The organism is Streptomyces sp. NPDC049585, from assembly GCF_040675615.1.
Lineage (GTDB): Bacteria > Actinomycetota > Actinomycetes > Streptomycetales > Streptomycetaceae > Streptomyces > Streptomyces luteosporeus.
Window position 1 is genome coordinate 36,374 of sequence record NZ_JBFAPE010000018.1, and the last position, 24,998, is coordinate 61,371.

At 69.9% G+C, this 24,998-nt stretch carries 25 protein-coding genes; 14 read left to right on the top strand and 11 right to left on the bottom strand.

Translation table 11 applies throughout. The features are described from left to right. The first annotated feature begins 257 nt into the window (after positions 1–257). Positions 258–2,675 carry an immune inhibitor A domain-containing protein gene (locus AB0K17_RS19420; RefSeq protein WP_365983646.1) on the top strand — a complete coding sequence of 806 codons (2,418 nt, stop codon included), beginning with the start codon at positions 258–260 and terminating at the stop codon, positions 2,673–2,675. Between the two features lie 131 nt (positions 2,676–2,806). Beyond that, a complete protein-coding gene (locus AB0K17_RS19425; protein WP_365966745.1) occupies positions 2,807–3,142 on the top strand; it encodes a hypothetical protein in 336 nt (111 codons plus the stop codon). A 7-nt stretch (positions 3,143–3,149) separates the two neighbouring features. Here AB0K17_RS19425 and AB0K17_RS19430 read toward each other — a convergent pair whose 3' ends face one another. Next, positions 3,150–3,743: an isochorismatase family protein gene (locus tag AB0K17_RS19430; protein ID WP_344434547.1), complete on the bottom strand. Its 594-nt coding sequence runs from the start codon at positions 3,741–3,743 to the stop codon at positions 3,150–3,152. A gap of 104 nt (positions 3,744–3,847) precedes the next feature. Then, positions 3,848–5,179, bottom strand: coding sequence for a nicotinate phosphoribosyltransferase (locus AB0K17_RS19435; protein ID WP_365983647.1), 1,332 nt, complete (start codon positions 5,177–5,179; stop codon positions 3,848–3,850). A gap of 167 nt (positions 5,180–5,346) precedes the next feature. On the opposite strand from AB0K17_RS19435, the gene clpS reads away from it, so the two are divergent. The 6 genes from clpS (at position 5,347) to AB0K17_RS19465 (ending at position 11,154) form a co-directional block, all read left to right on the top strand. Beyond that, the gene (gene clpS, locus AB0K17_RS19440; protein WP_344434545.1) at positions 5,347–5,658 is read left to right on the top strand and encodes an ATP-dependent Clp protease adapter ClpS; all 312 of its coding nucleotides are present in this window, start codon (positions 5,347–5,349) and stop codon (positions 5,656–5,658) included. Next, the gene (locus AB0K17_RS19445) at positions 5,658–6,251 is read left to right on the top strand and encodes a DUF2017 domain-containing protein (protein WP_365966741.1); all 594 of its coding nucleotides are present in this window, start codon (positions 5,658–5,660) and stop codon (positions 6,249–6,251) included. Before clpS ends, AB0K17_RS19445 begins: the two co-directional genes overlap by 1 nt. 324 nt (positions 6,252–6,575) lie before the next feature. After that, entirely contained in the window at positions 6,576–8,045 is a 1,470-nt protein-coding gene (locus AB0K17_RS19450) for an amino acid permease (protein ID WP_365983648.1), read from the top strand. A 275-nt stretch (positions 8,046–8,320) separates the two neighbouring features. Beyond that, the gene (locus AB0K17_RS19455; protein ID WP_365983649.1) at positions 8,321–9,355 is read left to right on the top strand and encodes a 50S ribosomal protein L11 methyltransferase; all 1,035 of its coding nucleotides are present in this window, start codon (positions 8,321–8,323) and stop codon (positions 9,353–9,355) included. 54 nt (positions 9,356–9,409) lie between these two features. Continuing rightward, positions 9,410–10,831 carry an iron-containing redox enzyme family protein gene (locus AB0K17_RS19460; RefSeq protein ID WP_365983650.1) on the top strand — a complete coding sequence of 474 codons (1,422 nt, stop codon included), beginning with the start codon at positions 9,410–9,412 and terminating at the stop codon, positions 10,829–10,831. Next, positions 10,819–11,154: a Rieske 2Fe-2S domain-containing protein gene (locus tag AB0K17_RS19465; protein WP_365983651.1), complete on the top strand. Its 336-nt coding sequence runs from the start codon at positions 10,819–10,821 to the stop codon at positions 11,152–11,154. Before AB0K17_RS19460 ends, AB0K17_RS19465 begins: the two co-directional genes overlap by 13 nt. On the opposite strand, the gene AB0K17_RS19470 is transcribed toward AB0K17_RS19465, so the two are convergent. The 7 genes from AB0K17_RS19470 to AB0K17_RS19500 all read right to left on the bottom strand — a co-directional run bounded on the left by AB0K17_RS19470 (position 11,151) and on the right by AB0K17_RS19500 (position 18,289). Then, positions 11,151–11,765, bottom strand: a complete 615-nt coding sequence (locus AB0K17_RS19470) for a methylated-DNA--[protein]-cysteine S-methyltransferase (protein WP_365983652.1) — start codon at positions 11,763–11,765, stop codon at positions 11,151–11,153. The genes AB0K17_RS19465 and AB0K17_RS19470 overlap by 4 nt on opposite strands. A gap of 19 nt (positions 11,766–11,784) precedes the next feature. Then, the gene (locus tag AB0K17_RS19475; protein WP_365983653.1) at positions 11,785–12,591 is read right to left on the bottom strand and encodes an MGMT family protein; all 807 of its coding nucleotides are present in this window, start codon (positions 12,589–12,591) and stop codon (positions 11,785–11,787) included. Next, entirely contained in the window at positions 12,588–13,136 is a 549-nt protein-coding gene (locus AB0K17_RS19480) for a sigma-70 family RNA polymerase sigma factor (RefSeq protein ID WP_365966734.1), read from the bottom strand. The genes AB0K17_RS19475 and AB0K17_RS19480 overlap by 4 nt, the downstream gene beginning before the upstream one ends. Before the next feature lie 38 nt (positions 13,137–13,174). Continuing rightward, the gene (locus AB0K17_RS19485) at positions 13,175–14,632 is read right to left on the bottom strand and encodes an MFS transporter (RefSeq protein WP_365983654.1); all 1,458 of its coding nucleotides are present in this window, start codon (positions 14,630–14,632) and stop codon (positions 13,175–13,177) included. A gap of 29 nt (positions 14,633–14,661) precedes the next feature. After that, positions 14,662–15,354, bottom strand: a complete 693-nt coding sequence (locus AB0K17_RS19490; protein WP_365983655.1) for an HAD family phosphatase — start codon at positions 15,352–15,354, stop codon at positions 14,662–14,664. 64 nt (positions 15,355–15,418) lie between these two features. Then, positions 15,419–16,912, bottom strand: a complete 1,494-nt coding sequence (locus AB0K17_RS19495; RefSeq protein WP_365983656.1) for an amidase — start codon at positions 16,910–16,912, stop codon at positions 15,419–15,421. Positions 16,913–17,032: 120 nt separating this feature from the next. Then, positions 17,033–18,289 (bottom strand): ATP-grasp domain-containing protein, encoded by a 1,257-nt coding sequence (locus AB0K17_RS19500; RefSeq protein ID WP_365983657.1) that lies wholly within the window; start codon positions 18,287–18,289, stop codon positions 17,033–17,035. Between the two features lie 117 nt (positions 18,290–18,406). On the opposite strand from AB0K17_RS19500, the gene AB0K17_RS19505 reads away from it, so the two are divergent. The 5 genes from AB0K17_RS19505 to AB0K17_RS19525 all read left to right on the top strand — a co-directional run bounded on the left by AB0K17_RS19505 (position 18,407) and on the right by AB0K17_RS19525 (position 21,597). Further along, positions 18,407–18,829 (top strand): M67 family metallopeptidase, encoded by a 423-nt coding sequence (locus AB0K17_RS19505; protein WP_365966729.1) that lies wholly within the window; start codon positions 18,407–18,409, stop codon positions 18,827–18,829. A 128-nt stretch (positions 18,830–18,957) separates the two neighbouring features. After that, positions 18,958–19,239, top strand: coding sequence for a MoaD/ThiS family protein (locus AB0K17_RS19510; protein ID WP_365966728.1), 282 nt, complete (start codon positions 18,958–18,960; stop codon positions 19,237–19,239). Positions 19,240–19,252: 13 nt separating this feature from the next. Next, positions 19,253–20,203, top strand: a complete 951-nt coding sequence (locus AB0K17_RS19515; RefSeq protein ID WP_365966727.1) for a cysteine synthase — start codon at positions 19,253–19,255, stop codon at positions 20,201–20,203. Between the two features lie 92 nt (positions 20,204–20,295). Continuing rightward, positions 20,296–20,448: a transposase gene (locus AB0K17_RS19520; protein WP_365983696.1), complete on the top strand. Its 153-nt coding sequence runs from the start codon at positions 20,296–20,298 to the stop codon at positions 20,446–20,448. A 396-nt stretch (positions 20,449–20,844) separates the two neighbouring features. Then, a complete protein-coding gene (locus tag AB0K17_RS19525; RefSeq protein WP_365966726.1) occupies positions 20,845–21,597 on the top strand; it encodes an MBL fold metallo-hydrolase in 753 nt (250 codons plus the stop codon). Positions 21,598–21,686: 89 nt separating this feature from the next. On the opposite strand, the gene AB0K17_RS19530 is transcribed toward AB0K17_RS19525, so the two are convergent. Further along, positions 21,687–22,964, bottom strand: a complete 1,278-nt coding sequence (locus AB0K17_RS19530; protein WP_365983658.1) for a PTS transporter subunit EIIC — start codon at positions 22,962–22,964, stop codon at positions 21,687–21,689. A gap of 260 nt (positions 22,965–23,224) precedes the next feature. Then, entirely contained in the window at positions 23,225–24,538 is a 1,314-nt protein-coding gene (locus AB0K17_RS19535; protein ID WP_365983659.1) for a PTS transporter subunit EIIC, read from the bottom strand. 107 nt (positions 24,539–24,645) lie between these two features. Here AB0K17_RS19535 and AB0K17_RS19540 point away from each other — a divergent pair, with 107 nt between their 5' ends. Then, positions 24,646–24,945, top strand: coding sequence for a PTS glucose/sucrose transporter subunit IIB (locus tag AB0K17_RS19540; RefSeq protein WP_344434523.1), 300 nt, complete (start codon positions 24,646–24,648; stop codon positions 24,943–24,945). Positions 24,946–24,998 lie beyond the last annotated feature (53 nt).

The following is a 24,998-nucleotide window of genomic DNA, read 5'->3' on the forward strand; positions in this document are numbered from 1 at the left end:
GCCTTCGACTCTACGAGGGTCTCTGCCCTGGCGGAACGGGCAGTAAGCGTGACCTAACCCACGGTACCGGGAGCACAAGGGGTGCACGGGCGTGTTCGGCGCGCCCGGAGTGAGCCGTCGCGCTCGGCCTTGCCCGTTATCCGCAACTTAAAGGCCGGATAACGTACTTGCTTGACCTTGCACAGTCAAGATCTGTCTTTTCTTGCGTCACTCCGGTCAAATACCTCCACAGTTCTTACTGGGGAGGACATTCACAAGTGAAGATCAGCCAACGTCGGGTCGTCCGATCCGCCGCGGTGGCCGCCGTCGTCGCGGCCCTCGGCACGGGCACCCTGTCGGCCGGGATCGCGCAGGCGGCGGGCGTGACCACCCCGTCCGGCGCGTCCGACCGCCCCGTGACCATCGAGCGCCAGGACCCGGCGCAGGTCAAGAAGGGCGCGGAGCACGACCTCAAGGGTCCGTTCAGCAAGAAGCAGGAGGACCAGCGCAAGGCCGCGCTGGAGCAGGTCATATCCGGCGACGCCACGGCGCAGCAGCGCGGCGCGTCCAAGGTCGTGCAGCTCGGCAAGGGCAAGTACGTCGAGCTCGGCCGGGAGAAGACCGACAAGATATTCACCATCCTGGTGGACTTCGGCGACAAGGTCGACGACACCACGATGTACGACCCGGACGGCCCCGACGGCCCCAAGCCGCCCGTGAAGAAGTACGGCGGCACTCCCGGCCCGGCGCACAACACCATCCCCAAGCCGGACCGTTCCAAGGACAACAGCACCGCCTGGCAGCAGGACTACAACCGCCAGTACTTCCAGGACCTGTACTTCTCGCACGACGAGAAGAAGGAGTCCCTGGCCAAGTACTACGAGAAGCAGTCCTCCGGCCGCTACTCGGTCGACGGCGTCGTCACCGACTGGGTCAGGGTCCCCTGGAACGAGGCCCGTTACGGCTCCAACTACTGCGGCTCCACCAACTGCCCCAGCGCCTGGGACCTGATCCGCGACGCGGTCAACCAGTGGGTGAAGGACCAGAAGGCCGCCGGCCGCAGCGACGCCGACATCAAGGCCACCCTCGCCCAGTACGACCAGTGGGACCGCAACGACTACAACCACAACGGCAACTTCAACGAGCCGGACGGTTACATCGACCACTTCCAGATCGTCCACGCCGGCGAGGACGAGTCCGCGGGCGGCGGCGCCCAGGGCAAGGACGCCATCTGGGCCCACCGCTGGTACGCCTACGGCTCCGACGCCGGCAAGACCGGCCCCGGCAGCAACAAGGCGGGCGGCACCCAGATCGGCGACACCGGCTTCTGGGTCGGCGACTACACCATGCAGCCGGAGAACGGCGGCCTCGGCGTCTTCGCCCACGAGTACGGCCACGACCTGGGCCTGCCCGACGAGTACGACACCACCGGCACCGGTGAGTCCTCCGTCGCCTACTGGTCCCTGATGTCGTCCGGCTCCTGGCTGGGCGAGGGCAAGGACACCATCGGCGACATGCCCGGCGACATGAGCGCCTGGGACAAGCTGCAGCTGGGCTGGCTCAACTACGACAAGGCCAAGGCCGCGACGAAGTCCACCCACAAGCTGGGCGTCGCCGAGTACAACACGCGCGACAAGCAGGCCGTCGTGGTCGACCTGCCCGCCAAGAAGGTCACCACCGACGTGGTCAAGCCCGCCGAGGGCAACAACCAGTGGTGGAGCGGCCAGGGCGACGACCTGAAGAACACCCTCACCCGCCAGGTCGACCTCACCGGCAAGTCCAAGGCCGCCCTCGACCTGTCCGGCTGGTGGGACATCGAGGAGAACTACGACTACCTCTACGCCGAGGTCTCCACGGACGGCGGCGCCAACTGGACGCCCGTCGACGGCACCGCCGACGGCAAGCAGATCACCCGTGACGGTGGCGACAAGCCCGCCCTGACCGGCACCTCCGGCGCCTACAAGAAGCTGTCGTACCCGCTCGACGCCTACGCCGGCAAGAAGATCGGCCTGCGCTTCCGCTACGCCACCGACGGCGGCACCTCCGGCAAGGGCTTCACCGCCGACGCCATCACCCTGACCGCCGACGGCACCCAGCTCTTCGCCGACGGCGCCGAGAACGGCGACAACGGCTGGACCGCCCAGGGCTTCTCGCGCATCGGTGCCTCCTTCACCAAGGAGTACCCGCAGTACTACATCGCGGAGAACCGCCAGTACGTCTCCTACGACCGCACCCTGCGCGTCGGCCCGTACAACTTCGGCTTCCGCAACACCAAGCCCAACTGGGTCGAGCACTACCCGTACCAGAACGGCCTGCTGATCTGGCAGTGGGACACCTCGCAGGCGGACAACAACGTCGGCGTGCACCCCGGCGCCGGCCGCATCCTGCCGATCGACGCCCACCCGAAGGCCGAGAAGTGGGCCGACGGCACGATCATGCGCAACCGCTTCCAGGCGTACGACTCGCCCTTCAGCTGGTACCCGACCGACGGCTACACCGTGCACAGCAACGGCGTCGCCGCCCGCGTCAAGGGCAAGCTCGGCACCCCGGTCTTCGACGACCACCGCAACACCTACGTCGACCCGGCCAACCCCTCGGGCGGTGTGAAGATCACCGACACCAACACCCGCATCCGGATCCTCAACGAGGCGCTCACCGGCTCCACGATGACGATCCAGGTGGGCCCGGCCAAGTAACCCTGCAGGGCTCGTAGCACAGCTGTACGGCCGGTGCCCGTCTGGCGGGCACCGGCCGTTCGTGCCGAGAATGCTTTTCATGATGGTCTTACGGACGCCACCGGCGTCCCCGTCCCCCCGGCGGGGGTGAGATGGCAGGCGGAGGCTTCGTGCGGCTCCCCGACGGCAGTGTCGTCGTCGCCCTGTCCCTGGCCGCCCCGCACGGCGGGTCCGCCCCGCCGGACGGGCGCGTACGCGTCCTGGTGCGCGCCCCCAACCGGGCCCGGGCCCTGACCCGGCTGCGCAACCTCGGGCTGCGCGCCGTCTACCTGCGCGGCAACACCGAACCGCCCACCCCCGACGAGGTCACGGCCGTCCTGCACCACCCGGACGGGCTGCTGTGGCGCTCGCTGCCGCACGGGCACACCGAGTCCTGGCACCCGATCGGCAGCCTCCTGCGCCCCACCCGCTCCGCTGGCCCCCGCTAGCGGGCCCTCACGCCGCCTGGACGACCGGCTCGCCGCGCAGCTGCACGCCCGCGGCGCCGAGCTCCTGCAGCGTGCGCTGCGTGGTCTCCGGGGCCACCCCGGCCGTCAGGTCCAGCAGCACCCGGGTGGCGAAGCCGGCCCGCTGCGCGTCCAGGGCGGTCGCCCGGACGCAGTAGTCCGTGGCGATGCCCACCACGTCCACCTCGGTCACCTCGCGCTCGCGCAGCCAGTCGGCGAGCTTCGCGCCGGTCTCGTCCACGCCCTGGAAGGCGCTGTAGCCGGCCTCGTAGGCGCCCTTGTCGAAGACCGCCTGCACGGCCCCCGAGGCGATGGCGGGCGCCAGGTTGGGGTGGAAGCCGCTGCCCTCGGTGCCGGCCACGCAGTGCCGGGGCCAGGAGTGCTCGTAGTCCGGCTCGTCGGAGAAGTGCTCCCCGGGGTCGACGTGCATGTCCCGGGAGGCCACGACATGGGCGTACCCGGCGGGCGCCTCGCCCACCAGGTCGGTTATGGCCGCGGCCACGTCGGCGCCGCCGGCCACCGCGAGGCTGCCGCCCTCGCAGAAGTCGTTCTGCACGTCGACGATGATCAGTGCACGGGTCATGGTGCAGATCCTTATGTGAGGGGCCCCCGGCCGGTCGTACGGATCAGCCTGTGTGACCGAGGGTAGTGAGTCGGGTGGCGGTGCGGGAGGGGCACTGGGGGCGCTCAGGAAGCGTATTCCGTGGGCAGAACCGGTTCCCCGCGGGAGAGCTGCGTGGCGGACATCGGCAGCCCCGCGAGCGCCGTGCGGTGCCGCTCGCGGGCCGTGGCCAGCGGCTCCCGGCCGACGACGGCGCCCCCGCGCACCAGCTCGACCAGCAGCTGCCGGTCCGCGAGGTCCTGTGGGACGTCGCCGGTGCCCACGACCTCGGCCTCGGCCACCCCGTGCGCGTCGAGGCGGCGCGCCGCCCACTTGCGGCCGCCCATGGAGGCCTTGCCGCCCATGGACTTCTTGGCCACCGGCCGCAGCGGCGCGTCCGGGCCCGCCTCGTCCGAACGGGCGACCAGCTTGTAGACCATCGAGCACGTGGGATGACCACTGCCGGTCACCAGCTGGGTGCCGACGCCGTAGGCGTCCACCGGGGCGGCGGCGAGGGAGGCGATGGCGTACTCGTCCAGGTCGCTGGTGACCACGATCTTCGTGTCCTTCGCGCCCAGCTCGTCCAGCTGCCGGCGCACCCGGTGCGCGAGCAGCAGCAGGTCGCCGGAGTCGATGCGCACCGCGCCCAGGTCCGGGCCGGCGATCTCCACGGCCATCCGGACCGCCTCGGCCACGTCGTAGGTGTCCACCAGCAGGGTGGTGTTCGAGCCGAGCGAGGCCACCTGCGCCGTGAAGGCGTCGCGCTCGCTGTCGTGCAGCAGCGTGAAGGCGTGCGCACTGGTGCCGACGGTGGGGATGCTGTAGCGGAAGCCCGCGGCCAGGTCGGAGGTCGAGCTGAAGCCGCCCACGAAGGCGGCGCGCGCGGCGGCCACGGCCGCCAGCTCGTGCGTGCGGCGGGCGCCCATCTCGATCAGCGGCCGCTCGCCGGCGGCGACCGACATCCTGGACGCGGCGGCGGCCACGGCCGAGTCGTGGTTGAGGATCGAGAGGATCACCGTCTCCAGCAGCACCGCCTCGGCGAAGGTGCCCTCGACGCGCAGGACGGGCGAGCCGGGGAAGTACACCTCGCCCTCGGGGTAGCCCCAGATGTCACCGCTGAAGCGGTAGTCGGCGAGGAAGGCCAGGGTGGCGTCGTCGACGACCTTGCCGTCGGCGAGGAAGCCGAGGATGGCGCTGTCGAAGCGGAAGTTCTCCACGGCGTCCAGGACCCGTCCGGTGCCCGCGACCACGCCGTAGCGCCGGCCCTCGGGAAGCCGGCGCGTGAAGACCTCGAAGACCGAGCGGCGGTGCGCGGTGCCGGACCGCAGCGCGCCCTGCAGCATCGTCAGTTCGTACCGGTCGGTGAACAGCGCCGTGGACGGCACGGTCACCGGGAGTCCCAGGTCCGCAGTGTTCATGGCGCCGATGCTACCCCTGATACTCGTCAGAGTGACGATTTCCCGGCGCGGGGCCGTTGCGGGGGGCCGATGCTGAGGCCGTGCGGGGGCGGCGCGGGAGCCGTGCGGGGGCCGTGCGGGGGCCTTGCGGGGGGCCGTTTGTGCGGGCGAAGTCGGCAAGTGGCAGCATGGAACCTGTGAGTGTTGCACCGGTCGAGATCGAACGGCCCGATACGGGGGAGTCGCCCTTCGCGGTGACCGAGCCCGACGTCCCCTGGGTGACTCTGGTCCACAACGACCCCGTCAACCTCATGAGTTACGTGACCTACGTCTTCCAGGCGTACTTCGGCTACCCCAAGGACAAGGCGCACCGGCTGATGCTCGACGTCCACCACAAGGGCCGCGCGACGGTCTCCAGCGGAACGCGCGAGGAGATGGAGCGCGACGTGCAGGCGATGCACGGCTACGGACTGTGGGCGACCCTGTCGCAGGACCGTTGATGGCCGGGCACTTCGAGCCGCTCCCCGGCGGCGGGGCCGCCGTTGCCCTGGACGAGGTCGAGATCTCCATCCTGCGCAGCCTGGCCGTGCAGCTGCTGGAGTTGATCGGCCCCGGTGAGACGGACGGTCCCGAAGCGGCCGACCCGCTGGCCCGCCTGTTCGCGGAGGGCCCCAGTGAGCCTCCTGCCGATCCCGCCCTGGCCCGGCTCTTCCCCGATGCCTATGGCACCCCCGGCGCCGAGCAGGACCGGCAGGAGCGTGCGTACGCCGCCGAGTTCCGCCGCTACACGGAGAACGACCTGCGCGAGCGCAAGCGCGAGGACGCCCTGGGGGTGGTGCGCTCGCTGGACGCGCTCACCGTCGCCGGGGACGGCGTGGCCGTGCTGCGGCTGGCCCCGCAGGAGGGCCGGCAGTGGCTGGGCGCGCTCAACGACCTGCGGCTGACGATCGCGGCCCGGCTGGAGATCACCACCGAGGACGACGGCGACGCGCTGTACCGGCTGCCGGACGCCGACCCCCGCAAGCCCATGGTCATGGCGTACCTGTGGCTGGGCGGACTGCAGGAAACGCTGGTGGAAGCACTGATGGCTTGATCGCTACTTGTCGGTGTCCATACGCGTCCGCTCACCGAACGCTCAATTCCGGATAACGATCGAATCACTGTAACGGCGGCTATTAGCCGCCGTTATTGCTTTTGTCCTGTTTTATTTGTGATGCAGACCACTCCAGCCGCTCGTATGCCGAGACGATCTCACGGTCAACCGTGATACATCTTGCCGACCTGCCTCCGTGACGCCACCCCTGTCACGGCGGGAGCGCTTTGCCGGCCGACCGCCGGCACCGAGCAGGAACTCCATCCGGGGGGATCGGTACCCGATCCGGAGCAACCGGGTCGGTATGGAGAAAGGCGCACCACCATGACCTCTGAGCAGGTCGCGGACCGGACCGCAGTGCGGGACGGCGACGGAAGCGACAAGGAAGCTTCCGAGGGTTACCAGCGGGGACTGGGCAACCGTCAGATCCAGATGATCGCCATTGGTGGCGCCATCGGAACCGGTCTGTTTCTCGGCGCGGGCAAGGCCATTTCCAAGGCCGGACCGAGCCTCATCCTGGCCTATGCGATAGCCGGCCTGGTCATCTTCTTCATCATGCGAGCGCTCGGCGAGCTGCTCATGTACCGCCCGGTGTCGGGCTCCTTCTCGGAGTACGCCCGGGAGTTCCTCGGCCCCTTCTGGGGCTATGTGACCGGATGGACTTACTGGCTCTTCTGGGTCGTCACCGGAATCACCGAGGTGACCGCCGCGGCGACCTATGTGCAGTACTGGAACAAGTCGATTCCCCAATGGGCCTCGGCGCTGGTCTTCACCGTCCTGCTCTACTTCGTCAACCTGATCTCCGTGAAGCTCTTCGGCGAGCTGGAGTTCTGGTTCTCGATGGTCAAGGTCACCGCCATCATCGGCATGATCCTCATCGGCCTCGGCGTGATCATCCTCGGCTTCTCCAAGGCCGGTGACACCGCCTCCTTCACCCTGCTGTGGGACCACGACGGGTTCTTCCCCAAGGGCATCGGCGGCACGCTGATGACCCTGCAGATCGTGATGTTCGCCTTCCTCGCCGTCGAGCTCGTCGGCGTCACGGCGGGCGAGGCCGCCGACCCCAAGAAGACCCTGCCCAAGGCCATCAACACCGTGCCGTGGCGCATCGCCGTCTTCTACCTGGGTGCGCTGATCATCATCCTGTCGGTCGTCCCGTGGACCGAGTTCATGCCGGGCGTCAGCCCCTTCGTGGCGGCCTTCGCCAAGATCGGCCTGCCGGCCGGTGCCGGCATCGTCAACTTCGTCGTCCTCACCGCGGCGCTGTCGTCCTGCAACTCCGGCATGTACTCCACCGGCCGCATGCTGCGCGACCTCTCGCTCAACGGCCAGGGCCCGAAGTTCTTCGGCCAGCTGTCCAAGAAGGGCCTGCCCTTCCGTGGCACCACCTTCTCGGCCGCGCTGATGCTGGTGGGCGTGTGGATCAACTACCAGTGGCCGGGCGACGCCTTCAACTACGTCGTCTCCTTCGCCACGATCTCCGGCATGTGGGCCTGGATCATGATCCTGCTCTGCCAGCTGCGCTACCGCCGCATGGCGAATGCGGGCCTGCTGCCGCAGTCGGAGTTCAAGGCCCCGGGCGCCCCCTGGACCAGCCTGTTCGCCCTGGCGTTCATCGTCATGGTCATCGTCCTGATGGGCATCGACGAGGACGCGCGGATCTCCCTGTACTGCGCGCCGATCTGGGCCGCGATCATGTGGGTCTCGTACCTCGTCCTCAAGCGCCGCAACCCGCAGGCGTTCGCGCGCCGTGACTACACGGCCGCCGTCGAGGAGGCCGAAGCGGCCGCCTGACCGCAGGCGTCCCCGGCCGCCTGATTCGCAGGCATCCCTCACCGGGCCCGCCCGCACCCTTAGGGGTGCGGGCGGGCCCGGTGGTTTTTGGCTGAATCGTTTAGTTGCCCCCTGCAGGCATACTGGGGTTGGCTTAGACCACTGGGAACGGAGTGACTGATGGGTCGGATCCCCGCCGTCGCTCTCCTGTGTCCCGCCTGCACTTTTTCGTGCCTTCTCCCATCGCCGTCTCATGTCCTGATTCCTTGCCCTCCTGAGGATTGCGCAGGTGCCACATGAGTTCGATCACCAGTCCGCGTCAGGAGACGCCGCCGGGCTTACGCCTGGCCATCGCGGCCCTGAAGACCCAGGCACAACAGATCGGCCGGCTCGTCGGGGAGGTCGAGGCCCTGTGCGCACCGCACGCGCTGGCCGACCCCGACTCACCCGTCCTGGCCGAGATCATGCGCAGGAACGTGCCCCGATGGCACTTCGCGATGCTCAACGACGCCGAACGCAACACCGCCCTGACCGAGGCGCTCCGGCGCCGCATCCCACCCGGCTCCGTGGTGCTGGACATCGGCGCCGGCACCGGGCTGCTGGCCATGGCCGCCGTACGGGCGGGCGCCGCTCACGTCTACACGTGCGAGGAGAACCCCCTCCTGGCGGAGATCGCCCGCCAGACGATCGCCGGCCACGGCATGTCCGACGCCGTCACCGTCCTCGGCAAGCGGTCCACCGAGCTGGAGGTCGGCCGCGACCTCGAGCGGCGCGTCGACGTCCTGGTGTCCGAGATCGTCGACTGCGGCCTGATCGGCGAGGGACTGCTCCCTTCCGTCCGCGACGCCCGCGCCCGGCTGCTGGCCCCCGGCGGTCTGATGATGCCGGTGGCCGCCCGCCTGTACGGGCAGCTGATCGAAAGCGAGACCGTCGTCGGACTCAACCGCGTGACCGGCGCGGGCGGCTTCGACGTCTCCTTGATGAACACCGCCGCCACCCGCGGTCACTTCCCCGTCCGGCTCGGCACCTGGCCCCACCGGGCACTGACCGAACCCCGGGAACTGGTGGCCTTCGACCTCGCATCGGGAGAGCTCGGCCCCGGCAGCCGCACGCTGCCGTTCACCGCCACCGCCGACGGTGAGGCCCACGCACTGGTGACCTGGTTCGCCATGGACCTGGGCGGCGGCATCACCCTGCGCAACGCGCCGCAGAACACCGCCTCGCACTGGATGCAGGCCCTGCTCCTCCTCGACAAGCCCCTCGCGCTGAGCGCCGGCCAGTCCACCGACATCGAGCTCTCCTGGACCGACACCACCCTCGCCGTGTCCTGAAAGCCGCCGACGTCATGCCGCCGACGTCATGGATCAGAAAGGTGACATCCCTTCATGAGCCACGCCGCTTTCCCGTACGAGCCCTATGCACTGCACGGTGACGCCTTGCGCGAGGCGATCCTGCGGTATGCGAGCAACCCCCTCTACCTCGACAACGAGGAATGGGAGAACAGCGACAACCCCTATCGCCGGCAACTGCGGCCCCAGATCCTGCGCCACCTGGACTTCGATCGCACACCAGGCCGGGACCAGGTGCTCGAATACCCGAGCCTCGCCGCCCATCGCCTGCTGACCAGCATCTACGAGGCCGACCTGGTCTTCCTTCCCCAGTCCGGGCTCTCCGGCAAGTGGGAGGACTTCACGGGCTACTACAGCCCGACCAACCGCGCCCTGGGCGAGGCCGTCCGTCCGGCCCTCGAACGCTTCGCCTTCGGCTTCCTCGACCAGGAGGTCGAGGTCTCGGGGAAGTGGACGAAGGAGAGCTTCGCCTCCTACGTCGAATCCCTCGACCCCTATGGCCGGGCCGAGGCCTCCCCCTCCGAAAAGGCGATCCTCGGCTCCTCGGACCGCGAACGCGCGGCCCGCATGTGGCTGATCCAGTTCGCCCCCGACTTCCTCTCCGAGGCGTCGCCGATGATCCGCAACGTCCTCGGCCACTACGGCGCGCCGCAGTCGGAATGGTTCAAGATCATTATTGATGAGTACGGCTACGGCGTGCACGAGACCAAGCACAGCCGATTCTTCGAGGACACGCTGACCTCCGCGGGCCTGCAGACCGACATCCACCGGTACTGGCAGTACTACCTCGTCAGCAGCCTGATGATGAACAACTACTTCCACTACCTCGGCAAGAATCATGAGCTGTTCTTCCGGTACGTCGGGGCGCTCTTCTACACGGAGGCCACCCTGGTCGACTTCTGCCGTCGTGCCGCCTCCCTGCTCACCGAGGTCTTCGGCGACCGGGCCGACGTCCGCTACTTCACCGAACACGTCCACATCGACCAGCACCATGGCCGCATGGCCATGGACAAACTGATCCTGCCCCTCATCGACGCCTGCGGCGAGGAGATCATCCCCGAGATCGTCCGCGGCATCGAGGAGTACCGGGTCGTCCAGGAGGTCGCCGACCAGGACTTCGCCGCCCAGATCTCCTGGATGGACCGGCAGCCGGAGTACCGCAAGCTGCACGCCCCGGTCTGGGACGCCATCCGCAGCGGCCGGATCACCCCGCCGGTGGCCGACATCGTCGAGCCGTACGGCGAGCTGTCCAACACCCACAGCCACGAGGGCGACGAGCTGTGCCACATCGTCTCCGGCACCATGAAGTTCGTCAGCGGCTTCGACTCCTACGAGATCCTCGAAGCCGGTCAGGGCATCGTGATCGAGCGCAATCGCCTGCACGGCGCGATCATCGAATCCGAGGAATGCGTCTACCAGATCCACTCCGTGGGGGACTACCGCGCGTGCCTGTCGTGACCTTCTCGGCCATGGGCCGTGAGAACTGCGTGGAGGTGGCCGGTGTCCCGTACGTCTACGCCCGCACCGCCCAAGGGGCCTTCGTCATGCCGGCGACCTGCCCCCACCGCGGCGGCCCCCTCCATCTGGCCGGAATCACCCCGGAGGGGAACCGTCTGGTGTGCCCCTGGCACGAACGCAAGGTGTCCCTCGGCCGCCTCCGCAAGGAGATCCCGGCCGTACGCCGTGGCGACCTCGTCACCGCCGTGATCCCCGGGCCGGCCGACGCACGGACCATCCTGCGGCACCGCCCGCTCTCCGCGGACCTGGCGGGCGAATCCTAGGCCGGCGAGGGGCGCCCCCTGTCCCGTAGGCCCGGCGACGGGACGGGGGAGGCCGGGGCGGACTCCGTGGGCCGCGCTTCGAGATCGAGGAGGAACTGCTTGGCCGGTATGCCTCCGGCGTAGCCCGTCAGTCGTCCGTGCGCGCCTATGACCCGATGACAGGGCAGCACCAGACACAAAGGATTGGACCCGAGCGCCACGCCCACGGCCCGCGCCGCACCGGGCCGGCCGATCGTCGCCGCGACCTGGGCATAGGTCGTCGTCCGGCCGTAGCCCACCTGCCGGTCGACCGCCCGGAGCACCTCGCGGGTGAAGTCACTGGCCAGCCGCGGATCCAGCGGCACGGAGAAGGCGCGGCGCTCACCGGCGAGATAGGCGTCGATCTCCGCCTGCGCCTGCTCCAGCACCGCGCGCCGGCCGGGACGGACGGTGCTCGGGTCGTCGGTGCAGTGCCGGGCCACCCGGGACAGCAGTCGTTGCACCACGTCCATGGGGGCGAAGCCGCAGTAGAGCAGGGCGTCTTCCGAAGCGGCGAGCGACAGCCGGCCCACTGCGGTGTCGTGCCTCGTCACCGCCACGGAGTCCAGCAGAGGCGAACGGTTCTCGGTCACCGGGACCTCCTTGTCCGGTTCAGGCCGGCACGGGCCGGCAGCTCTTGCAGGGGCGGTACCCGGCGTGCCGGGCTTCCGCGGCCGAGCGGAAGGGCACCCGGTGCGGCGGCGTGATCCGGCGGGCGTGCGCACAGGTCGGGTGGCAATAGATGTGGGTCGTGTCGCTGCCGAGGAAGACCATCTCCAGCCGCGTCAACGACTCGATGTACTGCGGGTCCATCCCCTCCGCCCGGCGCAGCGCCTCTCCCGCATCGTGGCCGTAGGCCGCGTCATAGGGGCGCCCGCTGTCGTCGGCCACCCGGTGGCAGGGAATGAGCACATGCACCGGATTCCTCGCCAGCGCCTCGACCACCGGGGCCGTCGCGGTGAGCCCGGCCTCGTGGGCCACCCAGGAGACCGGCCGTATCTGCCCCCGCGGAATGCGGCGCACGGCTCCCAGGACAGCCTGCTCCAGGGCGCTCAGCCCCGCCAGGTCGATGGCCACGCCCGAGGCGCGCCCCGTCCGCAGCGCGGGCCGCACTCCGGCGGGCGGGTCCGCGGCGGAGATCACCGAGCGCCCGGTGCGCGCCAGGTGTTGCTCCTCGAACTCCCGGCGGTCGGCGACCACCGCCGCCAGCATGGCACCCGTCAGCGCCCGCCCGTCGCCCGCGACATAGAGACCGCCTGCGGGTGAGTCGACCAGGGCGTACGTGTCGTAGCGGCTCTGCGCGATCCCCAGAGCCTTGAGGACCCCCAGCTCGAATCCCGTCGGGGCGTCCTCGGCCCCCAACGCCGCCAGCATTCCCTCCAGGGGCGTCACCCCCGAGGGGCCGTTGACACTGCTCATGTCATCACCTCCTTCAGCATGGAATCCTCCGTCTCCAGGGCTTCGCGAAGCTTGGCCAGCCCCCGGGAGACCTGTGCCTTGACCGTGCCGACGGCACACTGCTGCGCCTCGGCCACCTCGGCGTAACTGAGCCCCATCACATGGCGCATGATCACAGCGGCCCGGTAGCGCTCCGGCAGTGTGGCCAGCGCGTCGACGAGCGCCTTGCGGTCGACAGTGGCCGTCGCCCGCTCCTCCGGTCCCGGCTGGTCGTCGGGCCAGCCGAGGCCGGCGTCCTCCACCCGGCCCGCCGAGACCGGCCGTCTGCTCTTGGACCGCAGGTCGTTGCGCCAGACGTTCGTCGCGATGCTCATCAACCACGCCCGTGGTCGCAGCGAGCGGCGACGGGAGGGGGAGAACTGCCGCAGCGCCACATAAGCGCGCAGGAACGTGTCCTGTCCCAGGTCGTCCGCCTCGGCCGGTGAGCCGGTGAGGCGTAATAAATACGTGCGGATCGCCGAGCCATGGACCCGGACCAGTTCCACGAAGCCGTCGTCGAGGTCCAAGGCCAGACGATCAGTCAGTTGCCCTGTCATCTCGTCCATTACCCAATGAACACCGACGGCTCGCCATCGGTTGCCCGCCGCCGGGTGCCCAGCCGGGCCGCACCGGCACTGAGCACGGCCATGACCATGCACGCGGCCAGGACCAGGCCCAGCGCCGAGGCGGACCGCTCCGGCGAGCCGCTCCCGGCGAGGGCCAGGTAGCCGCCGCCCAGGGCGGCCACCCCCAGCGCCCCGCAGAGCTGGGCGTTGGTGCTGATCACCCCGGACAGGTCGGCGGCATAGCGGTCCGGCATGGCGAACGTCATCCAGCCGATCAGGGCGTTGGAGCTGATGCCGAGCCCCAGCCCGCCGATGCCCAGCAGCACGAAGAGAGTCGGCCCGCTGTGGTGACCGCAGAGCACATAGACCCACACCGCGGCATAGCCCACGGCCAGGACCAGGCAGCCCACCACCGGCATCGCGGCCCGGCGCTCCTCGGGTATCCGGGCGAGCAGCGGACCGGCGAACCCGAAGGCGGTCACCCAGGACACCATCGCCAGCCCCGCGTACGTCGGCCCGTGCCCCAAACCGTCCTGCAGGTAGACGGCGAGCACGAAGAGCAGGGCGAAGTACGTCAGCGTGGTCACGCCGTGGGCCACCAGCGGCCACCGCACCGCCGGCTCGCGTATCACCTCCTCGGCGATCAGCGGGCGCCCGCCGTTTGCCGCCAGGCGCCGCTGCCCGATGCGGAAGGCGGCGAACAGCACCCCGCTGGCGGCCAGGGAGACCCACATCCACACCGACCATCCCTGGTCCGTGCTCAGCAGCAGCGGGACGATCAGCAGCAGCACGGCGGCCGCCAGCAGCGACATGCCCCGCAGGTCGAGCTCCTCGGCCCGCCGGTCGCCCCCGTCCTGCGGGACCCAGCGCATTGCCGCGTAGATCAGGAACAGGCCCACGGGCACGTTGATCAGGAAGATGGGCCGCCAGCTGGTGCCGTGGATGTCGGCCGCTATCAGCAGACCACCCAACGCCTGACCGGCCACTGCGCCTCCCGACAGGGCCACGGCGTAGTAGCCCAGTGCCTTGATGCGCTGCTCCCCACGGAAGTGCAGCTGGATGCCGCTGAGCACCTGCGGCACCATCAACGCCGCCCCGGCGCCCTGCACCAGCCGGGCCACGATCAACTGGACGGGCCCGGTGGCCAGGGCACAGGCCAGCGACGCGCCGGTGAAGACCGCCATTCCCGCGTTGAACACGCGGCGATGACCGTGTGCCGCGCCCAGCCGGGCCCCGCCCACCAGCAGCACGGCGTAGGCCACCACATAGCCCGACACCACGAGCCCGGCCTCGCCGCCGGACGCACCCAGCCCGGACTGTATGGACGGCGCCGCTATGTTGGCGATGGCGGTGTCCACATTGGCCATGAACTGCGCGGCCAGCAGCACCGCCAGCACCCCCCAGCGACGCCTGTCCGTGAGCGCCGCCCCCTCCTGCACTGTGCCGGGTCGCGACATGCTGTCTCCCACCCTCCTGAGCGGTGTCGTCAGCCGGAGAGGCCGTGGGCGAACGGGGGCCAGCCGATCTCTTTGAGATCCGGCACCACCAGGTCGGCGGCCCGCAGTTCCGCGGCCGAGTGGGTGGTGGTGATCCCCACGCAGGCCATCCCGGCCGCCTTGGCGGCGGCCACGCCCGCGGGGGCGTCCTCGAAGGCCACGGCGCGGGCCGGCTCCACTTCCAGAGCCGCACACCCGGCCAGATAGCCCTCGGGGTCGGGCTTCCCCCGGCTCACGTCCTCCGCGGTGATCAGGGCGGAGAACAACTCGGCCCCGCCGACCAGCGTGAGGAGCTCCCGGGCGTGCTCCCGCAGGCCGGAGGTGACCACCGCCATCGGCACGCCCTCGGCGGCCAGCAGTTTGACCAGGGCCTCCGCCCCCGGAACCGCGTACGCGGCAGGAATGTCGGGCCCGTTGAGATATCCCACGGCCTCGTCGAAGAGCTCGTCCACGGTGCTGCCCGGGAACCGGTGGACGTGGTCGGCCAGCGCCTCCTTGCCCCGCCGTCCGACGAAGGAGGCGAGCAACGCGTCGTCCACCTCCAGGCCGTGGGTCCGGAAAAGGCGGGTCCATGCGGCACGGCTGCGATGTTCGGTGGCCACCAGCGTGCCGTCGAGGTCGAAGAGCGCGGCGCGCCACGGCGGGCTGCTGGATTCCGTCCGCGCCACGGAGGGATCGGTCATGAGATGAGTGCCAGCCTTTCCTGCGTTCTGTGCTTCTGCTGCGCCTTCTTCTGGTGCTGCTGCATCACGCGTCGGCGCGCATGGCCTTCGCGCACGCCGCGAGGGTGCCTTCGAGACCCTCGTAAAGGTGCTGCCATGGCCGCTGCGCCTGGAGGGCGGCGGCACCCCGCACCACCGCCGCGTCATGGTGACGTCGGGCGGCGATCTGCAGGCCGACGGGGACACCGTTGGAGGCCAGGCCGACGGGGACGGTGGCTGCCGGGCTGCCGATCAGGTTGAAGGGACTGGTCATCGACCAGCCGACGAACCTGTCGACTCCCTGGCCCGCGACCTCCGTGGGACCGACCGTGGTGCGTGTGGCGTCGTTGGGGATCCCGGCGATCGAGTTGACCGGGCTGATGATCAGGTCGAACTCGTCGAAGACGCTTTCGAAGGTGTCGAGCACCTGGGTGCGCAGCAGGTCCGCCAGGCGGAAGTCCACGGCGCTGAGGCTCGCACCGACCGCCACGCTCTCGCGGTAGGCGGGATCGATCCGCTCGTCACCGGCGAAGTCGAGCCCCATCGGCCGGCTGATCTCGGCGGACTCGGCGTGGGCGAGCGAGAGGTAGCGCCGCCAGGTCGCGGTCAGCTCCGCGTGCGGCACGGGTAGCCGGAAGTCCACCTCGACGACCTCCGCGCCCGCCTCCTTGAACGCCGGCAGCGCCGCCCGCACCAGCTGCTCCACCTCCGCCTCGAACGGATAGCCGCCGAGATCGGGGCTGTAGGCGATGCGCATGCCCTGGAGCGAGGGCGTCAGCGCGGAGGCGAGCGTGTCGCCGACGGGGAAGGAGTAGGGGTCCCTCGGATGCGGCCCGGACATCAGGTCCAACCCGAGGACGGCGTCCTCCACGGTCCGCGCCACGGGTGCGTAGCAGACCATGGGGTTCAGCCGCCGGAAGGCGTTGGGCCGGGCGGGCACGGCGACCCTGCCGAAGGTCGTCATCATCGTGAACACACCGCAGAACGCCCCGGGGACGCGCAGGGAACCCCCCGCATCCGACCCCTGGGCCAGCGGCACCATCCCCGAGGCGACCGCGGCCGCGCTGCCGCCGGACGACCCGCCGGCGTTCATGGCGGGGTTGAACGGGGTGGACGCCGGGCCGAACAGGGCGCTGTCGGTCGTCGCCTTGAAGCCGAACTCCGGCGTGTTCGTCTTCCCGACCACGATGGCGCCCGCCCGCACCAGCCGGTCGACGCATTCGATCGTGTCCGGGGCGACCTCGTCGGCGAAGAGCAACGATGCGCGGGTGGTGCGGACCCCGGCCACCGGATCGAGATCCTTCACGCCGATGGGCACACCGTGCAGCGGCCCGACCTTGGCACCCGACAGTAACGCGCGCTCCGCCCGCTCGGCCGCCGCCAGTGCCTCGTCGCGGCACACCGTGACGAAGGCATTGACCACTCCGTTGTACTCCTCGATGCGCTCGAGGCTCTTGCGCACCACCTCGACAGGGGAGACATCCCCGGCCCGGATGAGCTCGGCAAGGCGGCCGGCGGTCAGTGACGCAAAATCTTCCATGGACCTCGTCCTCTTCGGAATCGGTACGGATCGATCGACCCCGGACCATGGCCGGTCAGCAGGTCATCATCTCGTCGTAGGGGAAACACCGGCGGACGCCGCCGGGTTGCACCGCACGGTTCACGCGGCGGGACCGGGCTCCTGCAGCACGAGCCGCTTCTCCATCTCCCGGATCGCGCGGCAGTCCTCCCACACCTGCTCGCGGTCCGCGTGCGACAGGACCACGAAGCCCAGCGACAGCGTGGCCAGCAGGTCCTTGGTCATGCGCAGGTGCTGTCCGTTGGCGACGTGGACGGAGGCGTGGAAGAGAGAGGGCAGGTCCTGGACGCCGTCGAAGACCTCCGCGTTGCTCACGACGCCGGCGGAGCGGCTGACCAGGAAGACGACCAGGGTGTGCCGCAGCAGCGCGTAGTGCTCCGGGACGTCCTGCGGGCGCGCGGTCACCAGGCTGCGCACCGTCCGGTCGATCTGGCTGTCGCCCGTGGCACGGCGGCAGAACCGGGGCTGGCCGCCCCCGTGGGGCCTGGCGTTGAGCTCGATCAGCCGGGGCCCGTCCTGCGTCAGCATCACCTCGACGTGGGCGGCCCCGAACCGCATGCCCACCGCATCGAGCACCCCGCGCGTGTACGCCACCAGCTCGGGCACGACGGCGTCGTTTGGCGCCAGCCACTCCATGGTGTCGTAGACGGCCATGTGAGCCCCGTTGTCGATCTTGCTGTAGCGGGTGACGTCGGTGACCGTGTGGCGCCCGTCGTGGGTGAAGGTGTCCACGACGAACTCCGTGCCCGTGACGTACTGCATCACCAGCATGCGGTCGTTGAGCACGCCCCATTGGTTGCGCCGGCCGAGCTGGGCGTCGAAGGCCTCGCGCCACCCCCGCCCGCCCGGCACCCGGACCACGCCGTCCGTCCCCGCGCTCCGGGGCGGCTTGATCACCAGGTCGGCGCCGGTCAGCCCCTCACGCGCGATCCAGGACTCCACGTCCCCGGCGTCGTCGGTGCAGATCTGCGGGACCACCGGCAGGCCCGCCCGGGCCACGGCCTTCGCCATCTCGCCCTTGTGCCACCGTGCGGGGCCCAGGGCGGGCACATTGGCCCGCTCCGGGACGGTCTGCGCCGCCAGCCGGTCCGCGAGCTCCACCCCCGTCTCCGTACCGGCGACGACGCAGCAGGGGTCCAGCTCCTTGAGCCGGGCCGCCACCGCGGCCAGGTCGCCGTCGTACTCGTCGTACCGGATCACCTCGTCGAAGTCCTCCGGGTGCCAGGAGGAGGCGTAGACCTCCACCGGAGGGCGGGACAGCACCGCGACCACCGGCACGCCCGCCTCCCGGAAGGCGGGCGCGAAGTACATCCCGGACGAATACGGGTCGACGATCACCGCCGTCCCCGGTGCCGCCGGTGCCGAGGAGGAGCCCGAAGGGAACCGTGGATCTTTGTTCATACAGGTGAAACACCGGCGCGCCCCCGAGCGTTGCGCCCTGCCTATCCTTTGCGCATGCTGACCATCACGCAGGCCCTGTACGACCGCATCGTCGAGCACGCCCGCGCCGACCACCCCGACGAGGCGTGCGGAGTGATCGCCGGTCCGGTCGGCAGCGGTCGCCCCGAGCGGTTCATCCCCATGCTCAACGCCGCCCGGTCGCCCACGTTCTACGAGTTCGACTCCACCGACCTGCTCAAGCTCTACCGCGAGATGGACGACCGCGACGAGGAACCCGTCGTGATCTACCACTCGCACACGGCGACCGAGGCCTACCCCTCGCGCACCGACATCTCCTACGCCAACGAGCCCGGCGCCCACTACGTGCTGGTCTCCACGGCCGACGCCGACGGCGCCGGCCCCTTCCAGTTCCGCTCCTTCCGGATCCTCGACGGCGAGGTCACCGAGGAAGCGGTCGAGGTGGTCGACGCGTACTGAGCGGTGAGACGCCGCATTCCGCCACATGGGACGAACATGCGGTGGGCGCACGGGGAATCGATACGATGCGCCCACCGTTCCCCACGACGTACCAGGAATCCCTCCGCACTCCGGCAGGAGCACACACCATGGCCATCGAGGTCCGCATCCCGACCATCCTGCGCACGTACACCGACGGGCAGAAGGCCGTCGAGGGCAGCGGCGCCACGCTCGACGAGCTCTTCCGTGACCTCGACAGCAGGCACAAGGGCATCCGCGAGCGCCTGGTGGACGAATCCGGTGAGCTGCGCCGCTTCGTGAACGTCTACCTCAACGACGAGGACGTCCGCTTCATCTCCGGCATCGCGACCGAGCTCGGTGACGGCGACAGCGTCACCATCCTCCCGGCCGTTGCCGGCGGCATGGCCTGATCGGGCGCCCGGCGTGCGCTACGACAGTCCCCTGGCGGCGGTGGGCAACACCCCGCTCGTCCGCCTGCCCCGCCTGTCCCCGTCCGCCGACGTGCGGATCTGGGCCAAGCTGGAGGACCGCAACCCGACCGGTTCGGTGAAGGACCGCCCCGCCCTGCACATGATCGAGCAGGCGGAGAAGGCCGGACGGCTGACCCCGGGCTGCACCATCCTGGAGCCCACCTCCGGCAATACCGGCATCTCCCTGGCGATGGCGGCCCGGCTCAAGGGCTACCGCATGGTGTGCGTCATGCCGGAGAACACCAGCCAGGAGCGCCGCGATCTGCTGGCCATGTGGGGCGCCGAGATCATCCCCTCTCCTGCCGCCGGCGGCTCCAACACGGCCGTGCGCGTGGCCAAGGAGCTCGCCGAGCAGCACCCGGACTGGGTGATGCTCTACCAGTACGGCAACCCCGACAACGCCGGCGCGCACTACGCCACCACCGGTCCGGAGATCCTCGCCGACCTGCCGGAGATCACGCACTTCGTCGCCGGGCTGGGCACCACCGGCACCCTGATGGGCGTCGGCCGCTACCTGCGCGAGCACAAGCCGGACGTGAGCATCGTCGCGGCGGAGCCGCGCTACGACGATCTGGTCTACGGACTGCGCAACCTCGACGAGGGCTTCGTGCCCGAGCTCTACGACGCGACGGTGCTCACCACCCGCTTCTCGGTGGGTTCCGAGGACGCCGTCCGCCGCACCCGCGAACTCCTCGCCGAGGAGGGCATCTTCGCCGGCATCTCCACCGGTGCCGTGCTGCACGCGGCGCTCGGTGTCGCCCGTAAGGCCGTACGGGCGCAGCGCAGTGCCGACATCGTCTTCGTCGTCGCCGACGGCGGTTGGAAGTACTTGTCCACCGGCGTCTACACCGCCGCCACCACGGAAGAGGCCGTCGAGGCGCTGCACGGCCAGCTCTGGGCCTGATCGGGCCGGCGGGCGCACGGCGCGCGCATGCGCGGGGCACCCCCGTGCATGGGTGAAGTCGCTACTACCGATGTTGGGACGCTGCTGACATCATCACGTGGGAGACGCACATGAACTGTCCCGCATGTGGATCTTCGGACATGAGGCAACTCAACAATGGAAACTGGCAGTGCGGAAACTGCGGCGCGGTCACGGCTGGAGCGCACACGGCTCGACAGGGCGGCCTGGGAAGCGCTCGCACCTGAGACGCGTGAGCGGCTCTCGGCGTTCATGACGCCGGAGGTGTTCACGGTGACGGCCGGCAGCGAGGAGTCGGCCGACCGCTTCCAGCGCTTCATGGAGACGCTGGACCGCGCGGAGCGGCACCGCCCGCTGTAGCCGCGCCCGCCCAGGGCCGCACGCCGCCGGCGAGCGCCCTCCGCACTTCTGCACGCCCCCGGGCCCCGGACGCGCGCCCTCACCGGCAGCGCGGCCGGGGCCCCGCGTCTGCCCGGAGCGACCGGGGCCCCGGGCCCGGCCACGTCCGTCCTGGTGATTCCGCCCACACGCCCCGTTCCCGGAGGAGCCACCGACCGGATCTCGCCTTACGCTCGACTGCACGCATGGCCCCCCGTAACCGGCCCACGGAGGTTCAGGCCCGCATGAAGCTCACCGTCGTCGGATGCTCGGGCTCGTTCCCGTCCACGGACTCGGCCTGCTCGAGTTATCTGGTGGAGGCCGACGGCCACCGGGTCCTCCTCGACATGGGCAACGGCGCCCTCGGCGAGCTCCAGCGCCACGTCGGTCTGTACGACCTCGACGCCGTGCTCCTCTCCCACCTGCACCCGGACCACTGCATCGACATGTGCGGGTACTTCGTCGCCCGCTACTACCGTCACGACGGCGGCAGGGCCGGCGCCATCCCCGTCCACGGCCCCGAGGGCACCGAGAAGCGGCTGCTGACCGCGTACGGCGACGTGCCCGACGAGGCGTGCATGAGCGAGGTCTTCGACTTCCGCACCCTGACCCCCGGCACCTTCCAGGTCGGCCCGCTGACGGTGCGTACGGTGCGGGTGAGCCACCCCGTGGAGGCGTTCGCCTTCCGGGTCGAGCACGGCGGCTCCTCGCTGGTGTACTCCGGCGACACCGGCCCCTGCGAGGCCCTCGACGAGCTAGCCCGCGGCGCCGACCTGCTCCTGTGCGAGGCGTCCTTCACCCACGGCAAGGAGGACATCCCCGGCCTCCACCTCAACGGCCGCCAGGCGGGCGAGGTGGCCCGCACGGCGGGCGTCGGCCGGCTCGTGCTGACCCACATCCCGCCGTGGACGGACCCCCTGACCAATCTGCGCGACGCGCGCTCGGTCTTCGACGGGCCGGCGGAACTGGCGCGCGCGGGCGCGGTGTACGAGCTGTAATCCCACGGCCCCCGTACAGCGGGTACGACGAAGCCCCCGGAACACCTGACGGTTCCGGGGGCTTCGGGTCTCGGGGCCCGGTCAGGACGTCACTTGACGTCCTCGAGCTGGCCTTCGGGCTCGCGGCCCGGGGTCGGGATGTTGAACTTCGTAATGGCGAACCGGAAGATCGCGTAGTACAGCGCGCCGAAGCACAGACCCACGAGCATCAGCATCCACGGCTTGGTGGCGATGCCGAGGTTCAGCAGGAAGTCGATGACACCGGCGGAGAAGCCGAAGCCGTCCTTCATGCCGAGCGCCCAGGTCAGGGCGTGCGAGACGCCCGTGAGCACCGCGTGCACCGCGAAGAGGGCCGGGGCGAGGAACATGAAGGTGAACTCGATCGGCTCGGTGACGCCCGTGACGAAGGAGGTCAGGGCCAGCGAGCCCATCATGCCCGCGACGCGCTTGCGGTTCTCCGGGCGGGCGCAGTGCACGATCGCCAGGCAGGCGGCGGGCAGGCCGAACATCATGATCGGGAAGAAGCCGGTCATGAACTGGCCCGCGCTCGGGTCGCCGGCCAGGAAGCGCGCGATGTCGCCGTGCTTGCCGTGGTAGTCGCCGGCCTGCAGCCACGGGAAGGAGTTGAGCAGGTGGTGCATGCCCACCGGGATCAGCGCGCGGTTGAAGACACCGAAGATGCCCGCGCCCACGGCGCCGGAGCCGACCAGCCACTCGCCGAAGTTGTGCAGACCCGTGCCCAGGACCGGCCAGATGAGACCGAAGAGGATGCCGATGACCAGGCCGGCGAAGGCCGAGATGATCGGGACCAGGCGGCGGCCGCCGAAGAAGCCCAGCCACTCGGGCAGCTTCTTACGGTGGTAGCGCTGGTAGAGCAGGGCGACGACGATGCCCATGACGACGCCGCCGAGGACGCCGGCATTGACCGGTGCGTTCGTCATGACGATCTTGCCGTCGACGACCGTGGCGACCTTGGGCAGGTTGCTGTCGGTGAAGGTGGCCAGGACCTTCTGGAAGACCAGGTAACCGGTGACGGCGGCGAGCGCCGTGGAGCCGTCCGACTTCTTCGCGAAGCCGATGGCGACACCGACGGCGAAGAGCAGGGCCATGTTGTCCAGCAGGGCGCTGCCGCCCGCCGACATGTAACCCGCGATCTTGGTGATGAACTCCGGGAAGGAGTCGCGGCCGAGCATGTCGTTGTTGCCCAGCCGGACCAGGAGCGCCGCGGCAGGCAGGACGGCCACCGGCAGCATGAGGCTGCGGCCGATGCGCTGCGCGACCGCCATGGCACCGGCGCCGAACTTCTTCTTCTCTTCCGGTGCGGCCTTTTCAGGCGCCTTCTTCGCCGCCTTGGCTGCCGTACTCATCGGATTCCTCCAGGTGAGGCGGGCGCTCGGGGGAAGTGGGAGGGGCCCGCAATTTGGTCTACACCACTAGTGGTTTAGACCTGTTGTAGCACGTACGCCGGGCATAAAGGAATCCACTGTTCCCCGTGGTGGGGGCCACAAGGTTAAGGATGGCGTCAGCGTTCTGCGCTGGGTCACCCGCCCCTCACATGCCGTTGCCGCGCAGGCGGCAAAAGCGGCGAAAACCGCTGAAGGGTTCCCTCCGTGTCACCGGACGGGTTCTACTCGACGGTCTTCTTCTCGATCTCTTCCGCGATCTCCTCCGGTTCACGCCCCGGAGTCGGCAGATCGAAGAAAATGATCGCCAGGCGGAAGAGCACGTAATAGACGGCGGCGAAGACCAGCCCGATGGGAATGATCAGCCACGGCCTGGTGGCCAGACCCCAGTTGATGACGTAGTCGATCAGGCCCGCCGAGAAGCTGAAGCCGTCGTGCACCCCCAGCCCCCAGGTGACGGCCATCGACACGCCCGTCAGCAGCGCGTGCACCACGTACAGTCCCGGCGCGATGAAGAGGAAGGAGTACTCGATGGGCTCGGTGATGCCGGTGACCAGGGAGGTCAGGCCGACCGAGAGCATCATGCCGCTCACCGCCTTGCGGTGCTCCGGCCGCGCGCAGTGGGCGATCGCCAGGGCCGCGGCCGGCAGGGCGAACATCATGATGGGGAAGAAGCCCGAGGTGAACTGGCCGGCGTGCGGATCGCCCGCCAGGAAGCGGTTGATGTCGCCGTGCACCACCTGGCCGTCCGGCTTGGTGTACGAACCGAACTGGAACCAGACGAAGACGTTCAGGAACTGGTGCACGCCGATCACCAGCAGGGCGCGGTTCGCCACGCCGAAGATCCCGGCGCCCCATGCGCCCAGGTCCGACAGCCACTCGCTGAAGCTCGTCAGCCCCCGGCCGACCGGCGGCCAGATCCACAGGCACAGCGCTGCGAAGGCGATCGCCACGAAGGCCATGATGATCGGCACCAGCCGGCGCCCGTTGAAGAAGCCGAGCCAGTCCACCAGCCGCACCCGGTGGTACCGCTGCCAGAACCAGGCCGCCAGCAACCCGATGACGATGCCGCCGAAGACGCCGGGATTCTGGTACGTCGCCGGGCCCGCCGGCCCCGTCGTCCCCACGCATACCCCGCCCAGCAGGCCCAGGCCCGTGAAGTGGCCGCCGCCCGGGCACGTCTCGGGGAACTGGTGCACCACCGCGTAATAGACGAGGAAGCCCGTCACCGCCGCGAGCGCCGTCGAACCGTCCGCCTTCTTCGCCATGCCGATCGCCACACCGACCGCGAACAGCAGCGGAAGCCCCAGGGAGGAGTCCAGCAGCGCCCCGCCCGCGCCCGCCATCACCTTGGCGACGTCCGTCCAGCCCAGGCCGTCCTTGCCGAAGACGTCGGGCTGTCCCAGGCGGTTGAGGATGCCCGCCGCGGGCAGTACCGCGATCGGCAGCTGCAGGCTGCGGCCCATCTTCTGCAGACCCTGGAACAGGCCCTGCAGCCGCATGCGGCCGCCGGAGGCCGAGGCGGCGGTCGAGCTCATCGGCGTCCTCCCGGCGGCTGGCATACTGGTGTAGACCACTTGCGGCGCGCTTCCGGGACCCATCCTTCGCCAGATGGCGGACGAGCGCCCGCACAGCTGGTCCGAACGTGGAATACCGTGGGAAAGCCGGTCGGCGGCACCGCCGAAGGGCGCAAGACAACTCAGGAGTGCACATGGCCAGCAAGGCTGAGAAGATCGTCGCCGGCCTCGGCGGTATCGACAACATCGAGGAGATCGAGGGCTGCATCACCCGCCTGCGCACCGAGGTCGCCGACGCCTCCCTCGTCGACGAGGCCGCACTCAAGGCCGCCGGCGCCCACGGCGTCGTGAAGATGGGCACCGCCATCCAGGTCGTCATCGGCACCGACGCGGACCCCATCGCCGCGGAGATCGAGGACATGCTGTGAGCTGAGCCACCGCGCTCCGCAGCCGGGCCCCGCCGGAACCGTACCGAAACGGT